The organism is Agromyces sp. NPDC058484, from assembly GCF_042720415.1.
Classification (GTDB): Bacteria; Actinomycetota; Actinomycetes; order Actinomycetales; family Microbacteriaceae; genus Agromyces.
On record NZ_JBHXMP010000004.1, the window covers coordinates 1 to 15,397 of the forward strand.

Here is a 15,397-nt window from a genome sequence, read left to right on the forward strand (position 1 = left end):
AAGGGACCGATCATCCGAACCGAGAGCATCGTGCTGCGCGGCAAGTCGGGCACGATCCGCCGGATCGCGGCCGACCACCTGATCGAGAAGTGGCTGGACGAGACCGAGCGCTGACCGGATGCCACGGGCGGATGTCCGTGGGTCGCGCGAGAATGGGCCGATGACCCCGATGACCGACGCGAGTCGACTTCCGCGAGCCCTGCGCCCGTTCGCCTCGGGCCAGTACCGCCTGCTCATCGCCGCGCTGTCGGCGTCGCTGCTGAGCGCCGGGGCGTGGCTCGTCGCGGCGGTCTGGCAGGTGGTCGAACTGGGCGGCTCGCCGTCCGATCTCTCGCTCGTGGCGGTGGGCGCCAGCCTGGGACTCGTCGTGGCGGTGCTGTTCGGCGGCGTGGCCGCCGACCGGATCCCGCAGCGTCGCATCCTGCTGGTCGTCGAGGTGGTGCGCGGCGTCGGCTTCGCGACGGCGGCGCTGCTCGCGGCGAGCGGCGTCATCGAGGTCTGGCACATCGCCGTGATCTCGTTCGTGCTCGGCCTGGCCGACGGGTTCTTCTATCCCGCGTATTCGGCGTGGCTGCCGGCCATCCTGCCGCCCGAGCAGCTCCTGGCCGCCAACGGCGTGGAGGGCGTGCTGCGGCCCGCCGTCATGCAGGCGGCCGGCCCGGTGCTCGCGAGCGGCCTCATCGCGCTGCAGGGACCGTGGCTCGCCTTCGCCGCGGTCGGCGGGATGCAGATCGTCGCCGCGGTCGTCCTCGCCGTGATGCGCACCACACCGGTGCGGCGCGACGCGGGCGAGGCGGTGCTGCATCCCGTGCACCAGACGTTCGTCGACCTGCGGGACGGGTTCGCCTACCTGATGCGCACGCGCTGGCTCTTCGCGACGCTCGTGTTCTCGATCGTGCTCGTGTTCCTCATCATGGGGCCGATCGAGGTGCTCCTGCCGTTCGCGGTGAAGGACCAGACCGGCGGCGGTGCGGCAGCCTTCGCCCTCGCCCTGGCGGCGTTCGGCTTCGGAGGCGCTGTCGGTTCGATCACGGTCGCGTCGTTCCGCCTGCCGCGGCGCTACCTCACCCTGATGATCCTCGCGTGGGGCATCGGTTGCGTGCCGCTCGCGATCATCGGGTACACCTCGTGGCTGTGGGTCATGCTCATCGCCCTCTTCATCTGCGGGCTGCTCTTCGATGGCGCGCAGGTCGTGTGGGGCACATTGCTGCAGCGTCGGGTGCCGCCGTCCATGCTCGGTCGCGTGTCGAGCCTCGACTTCTTCGTCTCGCTCGCCCTGATGCCGATCTCGATGGCCGTGGCCGGCCCGGTGGGCGAGGCGATCGGGCTCGCGCCGGCGTTCCTCATCGCCGGGCTGGTGCCGCCATTCCTCGCCATCGCGACGCTCGCCTTCGCCCGCCTCGGCCGCGACGAGCTGGCGCACCCTCTCGAGGGAGCGCTCGATGCGACACCCGTGACGGGGGCCGAGGCTGCGGCCGGCTTCGCGTCGCCGGTCGACGAGCCGCATGCACGCACGGAGTCGTGATGCGGTGGGTGACGGAGAGCTCGACGCGCGTCCTGGACAGCAGGACCAGCGAATGGGAGGCTGGGCGGGCACGCTCTGAAAGGGGAGTCCACCATGGTCACTGTGCGCGATGCGTTCTCCGGGTTCAGCGTCGATGACATCGCCGCGGCGCGGGAGTTCTACGGCACGAAGCTCGGACTGCCCGTGCAAGACGAGCCGATGGCGGGTGCGCTCCAGTTGACCCTGCCGTCGGGACAGGCCGTCTTCGTCTATCCGAAACCCGATCACACTCCGGCGACCTTCACGATTCTGAACCTCGTCGTCGAAGACATCGATGCGGCGGTGGACGAGCTCAACGCCGCGGGGGTCGTGACGAAGATCTACACGGAGGGCGATGCGTTCGGCACCGACGAGCGCGGCATCGCGCGAGGCTCGGCCACCGGCATGGGCCCCGACATCGCGTGGTTCCGCGACCCCGCGGGGAACGTGCTGAGCGTACTGGTGACCTGACCGCCGGCGACGGACCTGACCGCGGGGGCGCGGCGGGGACGCCTGGTCGCCGTGTTCAGCCGTTCGTCGCGTCGGGTGCCTCGAACTGAAGTCGCAGCTCGGGGTCGAGGTCGGCGGCGGCACCGGCCACGAGCTCAAAGGCGGTGAGCTCCCGAGGCGCCTCTTCGATGCCCTTGAGCGGAGCGAGGATCTTGGACTCGTCGAGCGCGCCGAGCTTGCGTGCGGTCGGCAGCACCTGGCGCTCGAGTGAGCCGACGAAGGAGTTGTAGTCCTTCACGCTGCGCTCGATCGTGCGGCCGAGCTTCTCGATGTGGCCGGCGGTCGTCGCCAGGCGCGAGTACAGCTCGCGGCTGAGGTCGAAGAGGGTCTTCGCCTCGTTCGTGAGCACGTCTTGCTGCCACGAGAAGGCCACGGTCTTGAGCACCGACCACAGCGTGACGGGCGAGGCGAGTGCCACGCGCTTCGAGAACGCGAACTCCATGATGCTCGGGTCGGTCTCGAGTGCGGCGGAGACGAGCGACTCGCTCGGGATGAACGCGATGACGAGCTCGGGGGAGGCGTCGAACCCGTTCCAGTAGCCCTTCGAACCGAGTGCGGTGATGTGCGCCCGGACCGCCTGTACATGCTGCTTCAGGAACTCGGCGCGGCGTGCGGCCTCGGCGCCGCTCGCGGTCGCCGGGATCTGGCTGGCCTCGAGGTAGGCGTTGAAGGGCACCTTGGCGTCGACCGCGATCGACTTGCCGCCCGGCAGGCGCACGACCATGTCGGGGCGACCGTGGCCCGAATCGCTCGAGATGCTCGACTGAACGTCGAAGTCGACGCGTTCGAGCAGGCCGGCGGCCTCGACGACGCTTCGCAGCTGCGTCTCGCCCCACACGCCGCGTGTGCTGTTCGAGCGCAGTGCCGAGGCCAGCGCCTCGGCGGTCGAGCGCAGGCGCTCTTCGGACTCGGCGGCGGACTTCAGCTGTTGGGTCAGCTCGCCGTGCTGCAGGTGCCGCTGCGACTCGAGCTCGGTGACCTTCGACTGCATCTCGGTGAGGGACTGCTTCACGGGCGCGAGCGCTTGGAGCACGCGGCTCTCGGCCTGTTCGCGCGCCTCGCGCGCCTGCTGCTCGGCACGATGCTGCTCGACGATCTCTCGCTGCTGCTGCTGCGCGGCGAGGATCTGACCGCGCAGCGCCTCACCGGTGGCCTGCGTGGCGGCGAGCTCTTCACGGAGGAGGGACCGCGCGGCCTCCTCGCCCGCCCGCACCTCGGCGAGCTGGGCCTGATGCCGGGCCTCGACGAGCGCCGGGTCTTCGGCGGTGGGCACGCTCGTGGCGCGTCGTGACGACCGAACGGCGACGGCGAGGCCGCCGAGGAGCGCGCCGACGAGGAGGCCGATGAGGAGTGCGAGAAGGTCCATGCCGAAAGTGTCGCAGGGGCCGCCGACATCGGGTTGGAGGGGCCCCGGCACGGCGGGACGCCCGCGCCGCCTCGACCGTCGGTGCGCGTGTTGCCACTGCAGGAACATTCCAGCGGCGATCGGAGTGTCGCGCGAAGGGTGAGGGATGAGATCGGCGTTTCTTCCTGCGTTGGCGCGCGAGCGGCAGCGCGAGGCGCTCGGGCAGGGCGCATCTCGATCCGCGGGCCGCTGCGCGGCCTGCTCCTCGACGGGCGGGGCGGGCAGTACTCGACGGGAGGGGGCGGGTGCCGCTACTGCAGCGCCATCGGGGCGTGCGCGGCGCGGTCGTCGGGCGTGGCGACCGGGCCGATCGCGCGGAACGGCACGCGAGTGATGTGCGCCAGCCGTTCGAGGTCGTCGGCCTCGTGGCGCTTCGCGGCGTGCACGATGATGGCCGCGCACGCCTCCGCGTCGGCGAGCGCGTCGTGGTGCGAGAAGCCCTCGAACCCGGCGGCCATGGCCGCGACCGGCAGCCGATAGGAGTCGAGGTGGTAGGTGCGGCGGGCGACCTGCAGGCTGCAGAGCGAGCGGAAGTCGGGCACATCCAGCCCGACCGCGGCCGAGGTCTTCGCGATCACGCCCATGTCGAAGCCGGCGTTGTGGGCCACGAGCACGTCGCCCGCGGCGAACTCGACGAGTGAAGGGACCTGGTCGGCCCAGCCGGGGGCATCCGCCACCATCGCGGGGGTGATGCCGTGGATGCGCACGTTCCACTCCGAGAACTCGTCGTGCGGGAACGGCGGCCGGATGTACCGGTGCACCCGATCGACGACCACGCCGTCACGCACCTTCACGAGCCCCACCGAACACGCCGATGCGCTCGACGAGTTGGCGGTTTCGAAGTCGATCGCGGTGAAGTCCACTGGCACGGGAGCATCGTCGCACGCGGCCCGGACACGGCCGGGCGTGTCGCCGGGCGGGTCGCGAACGTCTCCGGACGGCCCCGGACGGCCCCGGACGGCACCGAACGGTTGACGGATGCCTCGTCGCAGGCGTGGAATGGGCGGCGTGGACGAGAACGGCGAACGTGGTGCGCTCCTCGCAGACCCGACGGACCCCGCGATGGCGGCGACCGCCCGATCGTTCGGCGCCGCGGCATCCGTCTACCACCGGGCGAGGCCCGGCTACCCGGTCGAGGCGGTCGAGTGGCTCATCGGCGACGCGCCGCGCGTGCTCGACCTCGGCGCCGGCACCGGCAAGCTCACCGAGGCGCTCGTCGCGCTCGACCGCGACGTCATCGCCGTCGACCCCGTCGAGGAGATGCTCGAGGAGCTCGAGATCGCGGTGCCTGGCGTGCCGCGCGTCCTCGGCACGGCGGAGGACATCCCCCTCGCGGATACGTCGGTCGACGCGGTCGTCGCCGGCCAGGCGTGGCACTGGTTCCAGCCCGAGCGCGCGGTTCCCGAGATCGCCCGCGTGCTGAGGCCGGGCGGCGTGCTCGGACTCGTGTGGAACAGCCGCGACATTCGTGCCGACTGGCTCAGGCAAGCCGGCGAGATCATGCAGGAGCGCCACGACGCGAGCGCCACGTTCGAGAGCTACGTGACGATCGGCCGGCCCTTCGGGGCGATCGAGGAGCACGCGATCGAGTGGAGCGAGCGGATGTCGCGGGCGAGGTTCCTCGACCTCGTGCGCTCGCGCAGCCACCACATCACGGCGTCGCCCGGGGAGCAGGCCGCGACGATCGCCGCCCTCGAGACCCTGCTCGAGACGCACCCCGACCTGGCCGGCGCCGCGGAACTCGCCGTGCCGTATGTCACGCGCTGCTTCCGCGCACGCCTCGGCTGACGATGCCTCAACTCTCCAGCAGGTCGGCCGTCGCCCGCAGGATCGCGACCACCGCGCGCTGCTGACGAGCGGATGCCGCCTCGGCCGTGTCCTCGCGCGACCCGCCGCCTGCATCGCCCATGTGCACGGTCGCGCCCGTCCCGCTCGTCGCGACGGCAGCGCTCGTGCCGGGCGGCGACGCGCTCGCCGTGCCGAGCAGGATGCGGCCCCCGAGCACCTCCTCGCCGTGGAACTCCGGCGTCTGCCTGCGGTTCGGGCCGAACTTCTCGACCACCGAGCGCACGAAGTCCCGGTTCGAGACGCTGCCCACGCTCGTGTCGAGCAGCGGCATCGCCGTGCGCGTGAAGTCGCCCTGGCCGCCCGACTCCCACGCCACCTCGGTGGCCTTGCAGGCGCTGAACAGCACCTCGCGTCGCACGCCGGCGGCCCGTGGAGCCGTCACCGTCACCACCTCCGAGGCGAGCACGCGCTCGATCGCCGCGTCGCGCACGGAATCGGGCTCTGCGGATGCCGCGGCGACTCCGCGATCGACCCGGTACGCGTGCTCGTCCTCGCGGGTGAGCTCGACGGCGCGCGGGAGCGCGTCGCCCACCGGCGTCAGGTCGACGCGCGGCGCCCGGTTCGCCGAGCCCGAGTGGCAGCTGTCGAAGAACGCGGTGAGGCTCACGCCCTCGGGGATGACGTCCCAGATGCGCGCGAGGTCGTCGTCGATGATGAGGCGGCCCTCCTGGCGGAAGTCCACCGGGCAGAGCGCCTCGTCCTTCGCGACGTCGCCGTCCTCCTCGTCGGCGTCGAGGTCGGGCACGAAGGTGCCGTGACCCGAGTACTGCACGGCGAGCACGTCGCCCGGCGACGCGCTGCTGACGAGTTCGAGGATGGCGCGCAGGATCGCGTCGCGGGTGGCCGCGGCATCCGTCAGCTCGGTCACCTCGAACCCGGCCGTGCGAAGGGCCTCGCCCCAGGCGCGCGCGTCGGCGACGCAGCCGCGCAGGCGGTCGCCCTCGTCGGGGTAGGCGTCGACGCCGATGCAGAGCGCGCGGCGCGCGCCGGTGCCCGGCGCGGCGCCGTCGACCGCCGTTCCGGCCGCCGCGCCGCCGACCGCACGCGACCCGGGGGCCGCCGCCGCGGGCAGGTCCTCGTACTCGGGCCAGGGTGCGACGGCGCGTCCGCGGCCCTTCGGGAACGGCGTGACGTCGGCGACGCCCGCCACCCGCCGCGCGACGCTCTCCATCGTCGGCGGGTCGTCGTCGAAGTCGCCGTGCGCGGTCGCGGCGCTCGCCGTGCGCACGCCCACCGCGTTCGGTGCGAGCACGAGGTCGCCGTCGGCCGAGGCCCCGGTGAAGTAGTCGGCGAGCTCGGCGTCGCGGGTGAGGTACTTCGCCATGCCGAGGATCGGGGTCGCCTTCTGGGGTTCGAACGAGGCCGACACCAGGTAGAGCAGCGACTTGTTGTAGATGCGCAGGCAGGTGTCGGCGCGCTCGGCATCGTCGTCCATCGTGAAGACCGCGAGCCGCGCGATCTTGCCGCTCTTCGCGTGCGGCAGCAGCAGCTTCGAGAAGGTGTCGATGCGCACCGCCGGGGCGAGCAGGTTGAGCGACGCGATCTCGGGGACATCCGCCTCGATGGCCGCCTTCAGCAGGTGCGAGTGGAAGATCGATCCGGCGCTGTGGCCGACGGCATGCACCTCGATCTCGCCGGGATGGTCGGTCATCCACTTGGCCAGGGCGCGCACGAAGTAGTGTCCGCCGCCGCCCTTCACGGATGCCGCGGCCGCGTCGACCTTCATGTCGTTCCAGATGCCGCCGCCGCCGAGGAGCCGCGCGGCGACCTCGAGGAACGTGTCCTTCGCCTCGTCGACCCAGCCGCGCCGGCCGCCGGACGCCCAGCGTCGCAGCGCGTCCCAGAGCGCCGTGCCGAGGCCGGTCTCCCAGATGAAGTGGATGGGGTAGACCCCGTTCTCCTTCCACCAGTCGACCTGCTGCTCGGCGATGCCGAAGCCGGCCGCCTTGTCGACGAGCCCGCCGTGCGCGTACAGCACGACCGGCACCGGACCGGGCCGGTGCGCCGCGATGAACGCGGGCAGGTGCGTCTCGAAGATGGCGTCGATGTCGCCCGTCGTGGTGCGGAAGTCGTCGACGGCCTGCGCCTCGCCGGGCGCGCCCGCCGCGACCTTGCCGTCCACGAGCGCGATGACGTGCGGCGTGAGGTCGGCGAGCGCCGCGGCCGACAGGGCCGGGCCTCCCCGCGGGGCGGCGGGCGCCGCGGCCGACGGGGGCGGTGGGGGAGCGGATGGGCTCGGCGGGCGTACGGCGTTCATGATGGCGGTCCTTCCGGGATCGGCGGGTCGAGGTGGATGCGCGCGCGCGGATGCGCGTACACGGCATAGGCGAGCTCCGACAGGTCGGCTTCGTCGCGGGCCGCCCGGCGGGCGATTCGGGCGGCGTCGGCGATGGTCGCGTCGGCGTCTGCGAGTGCGAGGTAGAACGCCTCGACGAAGGTCGAGGCCGGGTCGTCGCCGACCGCCCAGGAGCATCCGACGAACGCGGCAGCGCCACCGCGCAGGAACGCCTCGGGGAACCCGCCGAGCGCGGCGGGGCCGGCGGGAAGGCGGCCGATGTCGCACGCGTTCAGGAAGACGAACGGGCCCGTGTCGGCATCGTCGACCCGGCCGCGGTCGGGCATGTCGCGACGCAGTTCGCCATCGGAGTACCGGGCGCGCGGCACGTCCTCGGCCTCGCTGAACGCCGAGAGGAGGAGCTCCTGCGTCTGCGGCGATCCAGCGCTCCAGCGGCCGTGACCGGCGAAGTGGAGCAGGTCGAAGCCATCGTGCATGAGCCCGGCGATGCCGTCGGCGTCGTCGGGGTCGATCGTCGTGGCCGCGAACCGGTGCTCGAGGAATCGCCGCTCCTCGCCGGTGTGCGTCAGACGCAGGCGCCGATCGGAGTAGTCGGGGCACACGAAGCGCACGCGCTCGGGCGACACGTTGAGCACGGTGGGGTGCGCCGTGTCGTACACCCACCGGGTGAGGCCGTAGGAGCTGAGGAAGCGGGGTCGTCCGTCGTCGGCCACGCCCGCCGGCGGCACGAGATGCACGACCTCCCACGGCACGTCGAGCTCGCCCGAGGTCTGCACGATGAGCCCGTCGAGGCCGTCGGGCTCGGCGTTCCAGAGCAGCTCGAGCACGTCGGGCTCGAACAGCGTGCGCGCGAGGCCCATCCCGATGTCGCGCAGGCGGGCCAGGCCCCGGCGCGCGCGCTTGTCGCGGTCTCGGATGCCCGCGAGCTCGGCGCGGAGGCCCGCCACGCGCCGGTAGGTGCGCGAGATGAAGGCCGCCTTGTCGTCGAGGTGGACCTCGCAGGTGCGTGCGTCGCCGCCGACGGAGACCCGGATGCGCAGGGTCGAGTCGGTGCCGACGATCGACTCGTCGATGCGGATGCTGGGGAGCTCGACGAGGTCGGAGTCGGGCTCGACGACGGGTGCCACGACCTCCGCGGGCTCGACCACCGAGCGAGCGCCCGCCGCGACGATCTCGGCCGTGAGCCGGAGGGTGGCGAGGGGGAAGTCGACGTCCTGGCGCAGCACGAGCGACACCTCGCCTCTGCCGGGCAGTGGTGCGACGAGACGGAACAGGTGCTCGTCGACGTCGTCATCTCCATGCGGCAGCGTCGCGGTCACCGTCTCGGACTGGCCGTCGACGAGGCGGAAGCCCCTGAGGGCGATCGTCACCGTGAGATCGCGTCTCGGGTCGATGACGATGGCCTGCGCGGCATGACTGGTGCCGGCGGATGCCTCGAGCAGCCGCCTGCTGATGGCGAAGCGCACCTCGAACTCCTCGTCGACGACCACGCGCTGCGGCATCTCGGCGAGCACGTGCGCGAGGGCGCGTTTCTCGACGAGCTCGTCTTCCGGCCCGGCCCCGCGGCCATCGCCGGGGAGCGGCATCGAGGGAGCCGGCGGCGGAGGGGCCGACGGCGCGGGCACCGGGAAGGACGGCATCGGCGGGGGCGGCGGCGCGGATCTCGTCACCGGCGGCGGCGGTGCGGCATCCGGTGGGGGCTCGACATCCGCCTGCGGCTCGGCGGACTCCATCGGCGGCTCGGCTTCGCGCGGGGGCTCGGGCTCAGCGGCTTCCAGGTTCTCCCGCGCCGCCGCGTAGATGCGTGCCAACTCCTCGGCCTCAGCCTCGGTCTCGCATTCCACGACCACGACGATCGCGCGCCGCGGGCCGAGCGCGAACGGCAGCACGATCTCGAGCGCATCGGGGTCCTCGCCCGACGGGCGGAAGGTGCAGAGCAGGTCGCCGAGCTGCACGAACACCACGACGCGCGGCTGATCGACATCGTCGGCGAGCGAGAGCACGAGTTCAGGCGGTCCGCCGCCCGTGCCGACCAGATCCGCGCGCGCGAGCACGCGGCCCGACGACGGCGGCGGCCAGTGCAGCGCGTCGGCCGCGGCGAGCAGGCGAACCGCCCCGCGCGCACCGAGCACCGCCGGCGGCGGCTTCATGGCGCGAACCTCCGCCTGCGGCATCCGTCGACTCGCCTGCACCTGGCGAACATGGCCGCTTCTCCCTCGACTGCCACCGCCGCCCGAGCGAATCCTGAGCGACGCTCGTTTTCGACCCTTGGGCGCAGCATACGACCGCGGCGGTCACGTCCGCCAGCATCCGGCCGCAGGTTCAGGGCGGCCCCGGATGCCGCGGAGGGAGCGCCCTGAGCGCGGCGGGTACGATAGACCCCCGTGGCTCTCACCATCGGAATCGTCGGACTCCCGAATGTCGGCAAGTCGACCCTCTTCAACGCCCTCACCAAGAACCAGGTGCTCGCGGCGAACTACCCGTTCGCGACGATCGAGCCGAACATCGGCGTGGTGAACCTGCCAGACCCACGGCTCGAGACGCTCGCCGGGATCTTCGGGAGCGAGCGGATCCTGCCCGCGGCCGTGTCGTTCGTCGACATCGCCGGCATCGTGAAGGGCGCGAGCGAGGGTGAGGGGCTCGGCAACAAGTTCCTCGCGAACATCCGCGAGGCCGATGCGATCGCCCAGGTCATCCGCGGCTTCGACGACTCCGACGTGGTGCATGTCGAGGGCACGGTCGATCCCAAGGCCGACATGGAGACCATCAACACCGAGCTGATCCTCGCCGACCTCGAGACCCTCGAGCGTGCCATCCTGCGCTATGAGAAGGAGGTGAAGGGCCGGAAGCTCGACCCGTCGGTGCTCGCCGCCGCGCTCGAGACGCAGGAGGTGCTGCAGCAGGGCACACCCCTGTCTGCGGCATCCGTCGACCTGTCACCGATTCGCGAACTGGGGTTGCTCACCGCGAAGCCGTTCATCTACGTCTTCAACGTCGACGAGGCGACGCTGACGGATGCCGCGAAGAAGGCCGCTCTCGCTGCGCTCGTCGCGCCCGCCGAGGCCGTGTTCCTCGACGCCAAGATCGAGTCGGAGCTCATCGACCTCGACCCGGCGGATGCCGCGGAACTGCTCGCGTCGACCGGACAGGACGAGTCGGGCCTCGACCAGCTCGCCCGCGTCGGCTTCGACACGCTCGGACTGCAGACCTACCTCACGGCGGGCCCCAAGGAGTCGCGCGCGTGGACCATCCACAAGGGCTGGAAGGCCCCGCAGGCGGCCGGGGTCATCCACACCGACTTCGAGAAGGGCTTCATCAAGGCCGAGGTCATCTCGTTCGACGACCTGGTCGAGACCGGTTCGGTCGTCGAGGCGCGCGCCAAGGGCAAGGCGCGCATGGAGGGCAAGGACTACGTCATGCAGGACGGCGACGTGGTCGAGTTCCGGTTCAACGTGTAGTCGCCCAGGTGCGGTGTTCCGGGCACGTCGGAGGTCTGTGTGTTGGAGTACGTTCCGAATCAGCTGCTCAGCCGCCTCGAGGGTCGGCGACTCACTGCGGTCGTGTTCTCGATGGACCACGTCATGCTCTGGTTCGATGGCGACATCGCGAGCGGGGGCAACGTGGTGCTCAGCTGCGACGTGTATCCCGCGGTCGAGTACCGGGGGGTTGTCTACGCTGAGCCCGATCCTGGGTACGGTGACGCTTTTCGCGCCTTAGTCGCACAAGAAGTTGCGGGTACGGTCGAGCAAACGGGCACCGGTATCGTCCTTTCGTTTCAGACGGGCCGCCTCGTGATTCATCCGAAGCTGGATGAGCTGGTGGGCCCGGAGATCGCGATGCTGAGCGGGTTTGAGGACGGGTCATGGATGGTATGGCGGCCCGGCGAGGAATCGTTCGAGGATCTCGTTTGAAACATCCGACCCGGTGCTATCATAGACGATAGCACTTGGGAGGAGGTCGACCTGATGGCATCCATCATCGTCCGAGGGCTCGACGAGTCCGTGAAGGAGCAGCTCGCGACGCAGGCGAAGGAGCACGGGCGGTCCATGGAGGCCGAGGTTCGCGACATCCTCACGAAAGCCGCGCATCGGCCCCACATCGGCCTGGCACTCATGCAGGCGGCGCAGGAGGCGGGCGGGATCGAGGGCCTCCCGGTGCCCGAACGCACGGACGTCGCGCGAGCGGTGGACTTCGGGTGATCATCCTCGACACGAACGTCATCTCGGAGGTGTTCAGGCCGCATCCGGACGCTCGAGTTGTCGCGTGGCTGGAGTCCCTCACCGCCGACGTCTCCATCACGGCGATCACGCTCGCCGAACTTCTCGCCGGCGCTCGCCGACTCCCTGACAGCAAGCGGAGGTCGGCGCTGAGTACGAAGATCGATGCCGCACTTCAGCCCTACCGAGCGACCAGGGCGGTACTGGCCTTCGATGACGAGGCTGCCACCCATTACGCCGACGTACTCGTCGCGCGCGAGACTGCGGGGCTTCCGATCAGCACGGCCGACGCTCAGATCGCGGCGATCTGCCGGGCCCACAGCGCCACATGCGCGACGCGGAACACCAAGGATTTCGTCGAGACCGGAATCGAACTGCTCAACCCATGGGAAGTTTGACTGGCGTCTCCTCCAGCGATGGGATTTCGCTGGTACTCTATTCCCATGGACGCGACGATCGACTCTGGCGGGCGGCTCTTGATACCGAAGAGTCTGCGAGATGCGCTCGGCCTGACGCCCGGGTCGAAGGTGGACATCTCTCCATACGGCGCAGGCGTGCAGGTGACGCCCGGAGGCAGAACCGCGCGACTGCGGCGGGATTCGGAAGGTCGCCTGGTGGCTGTGAGCGAAACCATCGTGACCGACGACGACCTGTTCGCGTTGATCGACGCAGGTCGCCGTTGACGCTCATCGCGGTTGACACGAGTGTTGCGGTGCCGCTCTTGGTCGCATCGCACCCGGCTCACGCAGCAGTGACCGCATGGGCACGAGGTCGCACCCTCACGCTCAGCGGACATGCCCTCGCCGAGACGTACTCGGTTCTGACGCGCCTGCCGGGTGATGCCAGAGTGTCGTCGCCCGACGCTGTGGCACTGATTGACGCCAACTTCAACGAGGCTGCTGTACTCGACGACGAGCGCTTCCGGAGGATCCATCGGGAGTTGGCCGAACGCGGAATAGCGGGCGGGGCCGTGTACGACGGGCTCGTGGGCGCCGCCGCGCATGCTCATGATCTGCCGCTGGCGACCCGAGATGCGCGAGCCCGCGCGACACACGAAGCAATCGGTACCATCGTCGAGCTTCTCACCTGAGTAGCGCTGCGCCCGTCTCGGTCGAGAATCGCAGCTCGCGGGTGAGCCCGAGGGCGGGCACGGCGAACCGTGCGACGACGACGCCGGCGGCGACATCCGCGTCGGTCACGGTGCGTGTCGGGTAGGGGTTCGAGAACACGGACCGTCCGCCCGCGGCGATCTCCCGCGGGAGCGTGCGGCCGCCCGGGTGCTCCAACACGACGCCGGACGCGGCCACGCCGTCGGGCAGGCGTACGCGTGCGTGGAAGGCGAGGATGTCACCGGGCCGCAGTCCTGGCCGCGGCGGGCCGTAGTTGCGCAGCTGCGCCTCACGCGTGCCCAGGATCATCCCGCCGGCTGCGGCGTACGCCTGTCCCACCTCCTTCCACGCGCTCGCATCCACGCCGCCGGTGTCGACCGGGTACACGTGATGCTCGCCGACGTGCACCCACTCTTCGGGTAGCCCGGGCGTCACCGATCGCAGGATCACCTCGAGCATCGGCTCTCGTGGGCTCGCGATGCCCGCCTGCAGCGCGTCGGCGGGCCCGCACTCCATGATCTCTGCCCGCGTGACCGCGGTGAAGACGATCTCGGAATACCCCTCGCGCTCGTACAGCACGCCGATGCGACCGTCGCGGAGCTCGGCGGCCGACGAGTAACCGGAGCTGCCTTCGCACAGCACGTACTGGTGCGGCCACGTCGCTCCGCCGTCGAGAGACAGACTCACGCCCGTGTTCCGTCGCAGTTCGGGATCGAGATTGGAGGAGACCAGGAGAGTGGCGGATGGCGCATCCGGTCCGGATGTCGCATCCTCTCCGGTCGGCGCCCAGAGCGTGATCAGGGATCCGTTGTCGCTCGGGTCGGGGAGCCCGTCGACGGGCACCGGTCTGCTCCACGACGCACCACCGTCGACCGAGTGCGCGGCGAGCCGGTTCGGCGTGCCTCGTGAATGCAGGAGGAGCGAACCGTCGGGCAATGCGGTGAGCGCCGACTCGTTGGTGCCGCCGCCCAGCGCGTCACCGAGCGTCCACGTCTGCCCGTGGTCGTCGCTGAACGCGGCGGCGGCCGTGATCTCGCCACGGTCGAGCAGCACCATGGGCTGCACGAGGCGACCCTCGTGCGGTCCGGTGGGGATGCAGAGGCCGTTGCCGGAGGCGGCGAAGATTCCGGTGATGCCGGCCCGCTTGAGCTGGCCGGTCAGGCGCCGGTGCGCCCACGTGACGCCATCGTCGTCGGAGACGGAGACATCCACATGCTGAACCGAATCTTCAGGTTCCGTTCCCTCGGCCGCCTCGAAGAACCCGGCGAGGGTTCCCGCCGCGTGGAACATGAAGACCCGGCCGGTGGCGTGGTCGACCAGCAACGATGGGTCGCCGAAGCCGTGCAGTCCTGTGCCGGTGCGCACGATCTCCTGCGGCCCCCAGGTGAGCCCGCCGTCGTGGCTGCGGCGCAGGAGCAGGTCGATGGGGCTCGGCAGATCATCGAGATTGGGGCGGCCGTCGTAGGCGGCCAGGAGCGTGCCGGCGTTCGTCACAGCGAGCGCGGGAATGCGGTACTGGGCGTAGCCATGTTCGCCGCGCCGCGCGATCCGGACGTTGTGCATCGGACGATTCTACGGTTGGATGCCTCGTCGAAGGTGACGCCAACGTCGAGAGTGCCCGGCGTCTCGCAAGGCTCGGCGGCAGAGACGACGCTGCGGCTTCGGCGCCTCGGCAGCGAGAAGCTTCCACGTGATCCTGGTCGACACGTCGATCCGGATCGACCGCCTGCACGCCTGCGAACCTGAGCTCATCGCTGTTCTGTGTCCCGCCCACGATCGAGGGTTGACTATCGATATAATGGAGAATAACCTCAGATATATGAGAACTGGGGCGCCACTCCTCGCTCCGATCTTCCGATCGGAGGGTCAGGCGCAACTGCTCTCCACTGTGCTGCTCACTGGCGATGAGCTGAGCCTCACCGATCTGGCCGAGCGCGCCGGCGTCGCCTACCCGACAGCGCACCGCGAAACGGCCCGGCTGCTGGATGCCGGGATCCTGAGCGAGCGCCACGTGGGCCGCACCCGGCTGATTCGTGCGAACGGCGACAGCCCACTGGTCATGCCTTTGCGCGAGATCCTGATGATCGCGACCGGGCCGGTGGTGATCCTGGCTGACGAGCTCGCCCGGATCGACCGGATCGAGTCGGTGTTCCTCTACGGTTCCTTCGCCGCGCGAATGCTCGGGGTGGCCGGACCGCCGCCGCACGACATCGACGTCATGGTGATCGGCCGGCCCGACGTGGACGCGGTCTACGAGGCGTGCACCCGCGCCGAAGAGCTGGTGCGCCGGCCGGTCAACCCGGCCATCCTCACGTCCGAAGAGTTCGCCGCGACCTCCGGGTTCCTGGACGACGTGCGACGCGGCCCGGTCGTTGCCGTCATCGGAGAGCTGCCGTGGCGTTGACGCCGCTCACCCGTGTTCAGCAGGCGACAGTCCTCGCGCTGGTCGAGGCGCGCCGACTGGACGAC

Annotated in this window: 15 protein-coding genes and 1 pseudogene; 11 read left to right on the forward strand and 5 right to left on the reverse strand. The window is 70.7% G+C overall.

Annotation, left to right across the window (positions count from 1 at the left end; translation table 11 throughout):
* From glpX to ACFWN7_RS04565, 3 genes and pseudogenes are all read left to right on the forward strand, one after another.
* A pseudogene (gene glpX, locus ACFWN7_RS04555) lies at positions 1-114 on the forward strand (fructose-bisphosphatase class II); the annotation flags it as partial.
* Between the two features lie 46 nt (positions 115-160).
* Positions 161-1,525, forward strand: coding sequence for an MFS transporter (locus ACFWN7_RS04560; protein ID WP_376937543.1), 1,365 nt, complete (start codon positions 161-163; stop codon positions 1,523-1,525).
* A 93-nt stretch (positions 1,526-1,618) separates the two neighbouring features.
* Positions 1,619-2,014, forward strand: a complete 396-nt coding sequence (locus tag ACFWN7_RS04565; protein WP_376937544.1) for a VOC family protein — start codon at positions 1,619-1,621, stop codon at positions 2,012-2,014.
* A 55-nt stretch (positions 2,015-2,069) separates the two neighbouring features.
* Here ACFWN7_RS04565 and ACFWN7_RS04570 read toward each other — a convergent pair whose 3' ends face one another.
* Entirely contained in the window at positions 2,070-3,419 is a 1,350-nt protein-coding gene (locus tag ACFWN7_RS04570) for a DNA recombination protein RmuC (protein WP_376937545.1), read from the reverse strand.
* Between the two features lie 290 nt (positions 3,420-3,709).
* A complete protein-coding gene (locus ACFWN7_RS04575) occupies positions 3,710-4,327 on the reverse strand; it encodes an exonuclease domain-containing protein (RefSeq protein WP_376937546.1) in 618 nt (205 codons plus the stop codon).
* Between the two features lie 139 nt (positions 4,328-4,466).
* On the opposite strand from ACFWN7_RS04575, the gene ACFWN7_RS04580 reads away from it, so the two are divergent.
* Positions 4,467-5,246, forward strand: coding sequence for a class I SAM-dependent methyltransferase (locus tag ACFWN7_RS04580; RefSeq protein ID WP_376937547.1), 780 nt, complete (start codon positions 4,467-4,469; stop codon positions 5,244-5,246).
* A 7-nt stretch (positions 5,247-5,253) separates the two neighbouring features.
* Here the strand turns inward: ACFWN7_RS04580 and ACFWN7_RS04585 are convergent, their stop codons facing one another.
* Entirely contained in the window at positions 5,254-7,563 is a 2,310-nt protein-coding gene (locus ACFWN7_RS04585; protein ID WP_376937548.1) for a caspase domain-containing protein, read from the reverse strand.
* A complete protein-coding gene (locus tag ACFWN7_RS04590) occupies positions 7,560-9,752 on the reverse strand; it encodes a CHAT domain-containing protein (RefSeq protein ID WP_376937549.1) in 2,193 nt (730 codons plus the stop codon). The genes ACFWN7_RS04585 and ACFWN7_RS04590 overlap by 4 nt, the downstream gene beginning before the upstream one ends.
* Before the next feature lie 234 nt (positions 9,753-9,986).
* Here ACFWN7_RS04590 and ychF point away from each other — a divergent pair, with 234 nt between their 5' ends.
* From ychF to ACFWN7_RS04620, 6 genes are all read left to right on the forward strand, one after another.
* A complete protein-coding gene (ychF, locus tag ACFWN7_RS04595; RefSeq protein ID WP_376937550.1) occupies positions 9,987-11,060 on the forward strand; it encodes a redox-regulated ATPase YchF in 1,074 nt (357 codons plus the stop codon).
* A 111-nt stretch (positions 11,061-11,171) separates the two neighbouring features.
* Positions 11,172-11,513 (forward strand): hypothetical protein, encoded by a 342-nt coding sequence (locus tag ACFWN7_RS04600; RefSeq protein ID WP_376937732.1) that lies wholly within the window; start codon positions 11,172-11,174, stop codon positions 11,511-11,513.
* A 54-nt stretch (positions 11,514-11,567) separates the two neighbouring features.
* On the forward strand, positions 11,568-11,801 hold the full coding sequence (locus ACFWN7_RS04605; RefSeq protein ID WP_376937551.1) for an Arc family DNA-binding protein: 234 nt from the start codon (positions 11,568-11,570) through the stop codon (positions 11,799-11,801).
* On the forward strand, positions 11,798-12,217 hold the full coding sequence (locus tag ACFWN7_RS04610; protein ID WP_376937552.1) for a type II toxin-antitoxin system VapC family toxin: 420 nt from the start codon (positions 11,798-11,800) through the stop codon (positions 12,215-12,217). Before ACFWN7_RS04605 ends, ACFWN7_RS04610 begins: the two co-directional genes overlap by 4 nt.
* 45 nt (positions 12,218-12,262) lie before the next feature.
* Entirely contained in the window at positions 12,263-12,502 is a 240-nt protein-coding gene (locus tag ACFWN7_RS04615; RefSeq protein WP_376937553.1) for an AbrB/MazE/SpoVT family DNA-binding domain-containing protein, read from the forward strand.
* Complete coding sequence (locus ACFWN7_RS04620) at positions 12,499-12,909, forward strand: PIN domain-containing protein (RefSeq protein ID WP_376937554.1); 411 nt, start codon at positions 12,499-12,501, stop codon at positions 12,907-12,909. The genes ACFWN7_RS04615 and ACFWN7_RS04620 overlap by 4 nt, the downstream gene beginning before the upstream one ends.
* Here the strand turns inward: ACFWN7_RS04620 and ACFWN7_RS04625 are convergent.
* Positions 12,902-14,491, reverse strand: coding sequence for an exo-alpha-sialidase (locus ACFWN7_RS04625; protein ID WP_376937555.1), 1,590 nt, complete (start codon positions 14,489-14,491; stop codon positions 12,902-12,904). The genes ACFWN7_RS04620 and ACFWN7_RS04625 overlap by 8 nt on opposite strands.
* Positions 14,492-14,618: 127 nt before the next feature.
* Here ACFWN7_RS04625 and ACFWN7_RS04630 point away from each other — a divergent pair, with 127 nt between their 5' ends.
* On the forward strand, positions 14,619-15,332 hold the full coding sequence (locus tag ACFWN7_RS04630) for a winged helix-turn-helix domain-containing protein (protein WP_376937556.1): 714 nt from the start codon (positions 14,619-14,621) through the stop codon (positions 15,330-15,332).
* The last annotated feature ends 65 nt before the right edge of the window (positions 15,333-15,397 follow it).

What these genes read in the sequence shown, in the direction of transcription:
- ACFWN7_RS04560 (WP_376937543.1), top strand. Translation starts at nt 161, where the DNA reads ATGACCCCGATGACCGACGCGAGTCGACTTCCGCGAGCCCTGCGCCCG.
- ACFWN7_RS04565 (WP_376937544.1), top strand. Translation starts at nt 1,619, where the DNA reads ATGGTCACTGTGCGCGATGCGTTCTCCGGGTTCAGCGTCGATGACATC.
- ACFWN7_RS04570 (WP_376937545.1), bottom strand. Translation starts at nt 3,419, where the DNA reads ATGGACCTTCTCGCACTCCTCATCGGCCTCCTCGTCGGCGCGCTCCTC.
- ACFWN7_RS04585 (WP_376937548.1), bottom strand. Translation starts at nt 7,563, where the DNA reads ATGAACGCCGTACGCCCGCCGAGCCCATCCGCTCCCCCACCGCCCCCG.
- ACFWN7_RS04590 (WP_376937549.1), bottom strand. Translation starts at nt 9,752, where the DNA reads ATGAAGCCGCCGCCGGCGGTGCTCGGTGCGCGCGGGGCGGTTCGCCTG.
- ACFWN7_RS04600 (WP_376937732.1), top strand. Translation starts at nt 11,172, where the DNA reads ATGGACCACGTCATGCTCTGGTTCGATGGCGACATCGCGAGCGGGGGC.
- ACFWN7_RS04605 (WP_376937551.1), top strand. Translation starts at nt 11,568, where the DNA reads ATGGCATCCATCATCGTCCGAGGGCTCGACGAGTCCGTGAAGGAGCAG.
- ACFWN7_RS04615 (WP_376937553.1), top strand. Translation starts at nt 12,263, where the DNA reads ATGGACGCGACGATCGACTCTGGCGGGCGGCTCTTGATACCGAAGAGT.
- ACFWN7_RS04625 (WP_376937555.1), bottom strand. Translation starts at nt 14,491, where the DNA reads ATGCACAACGTCCGGATCGCGCGGCGCGGCGAACATGGCTACGCCCAG.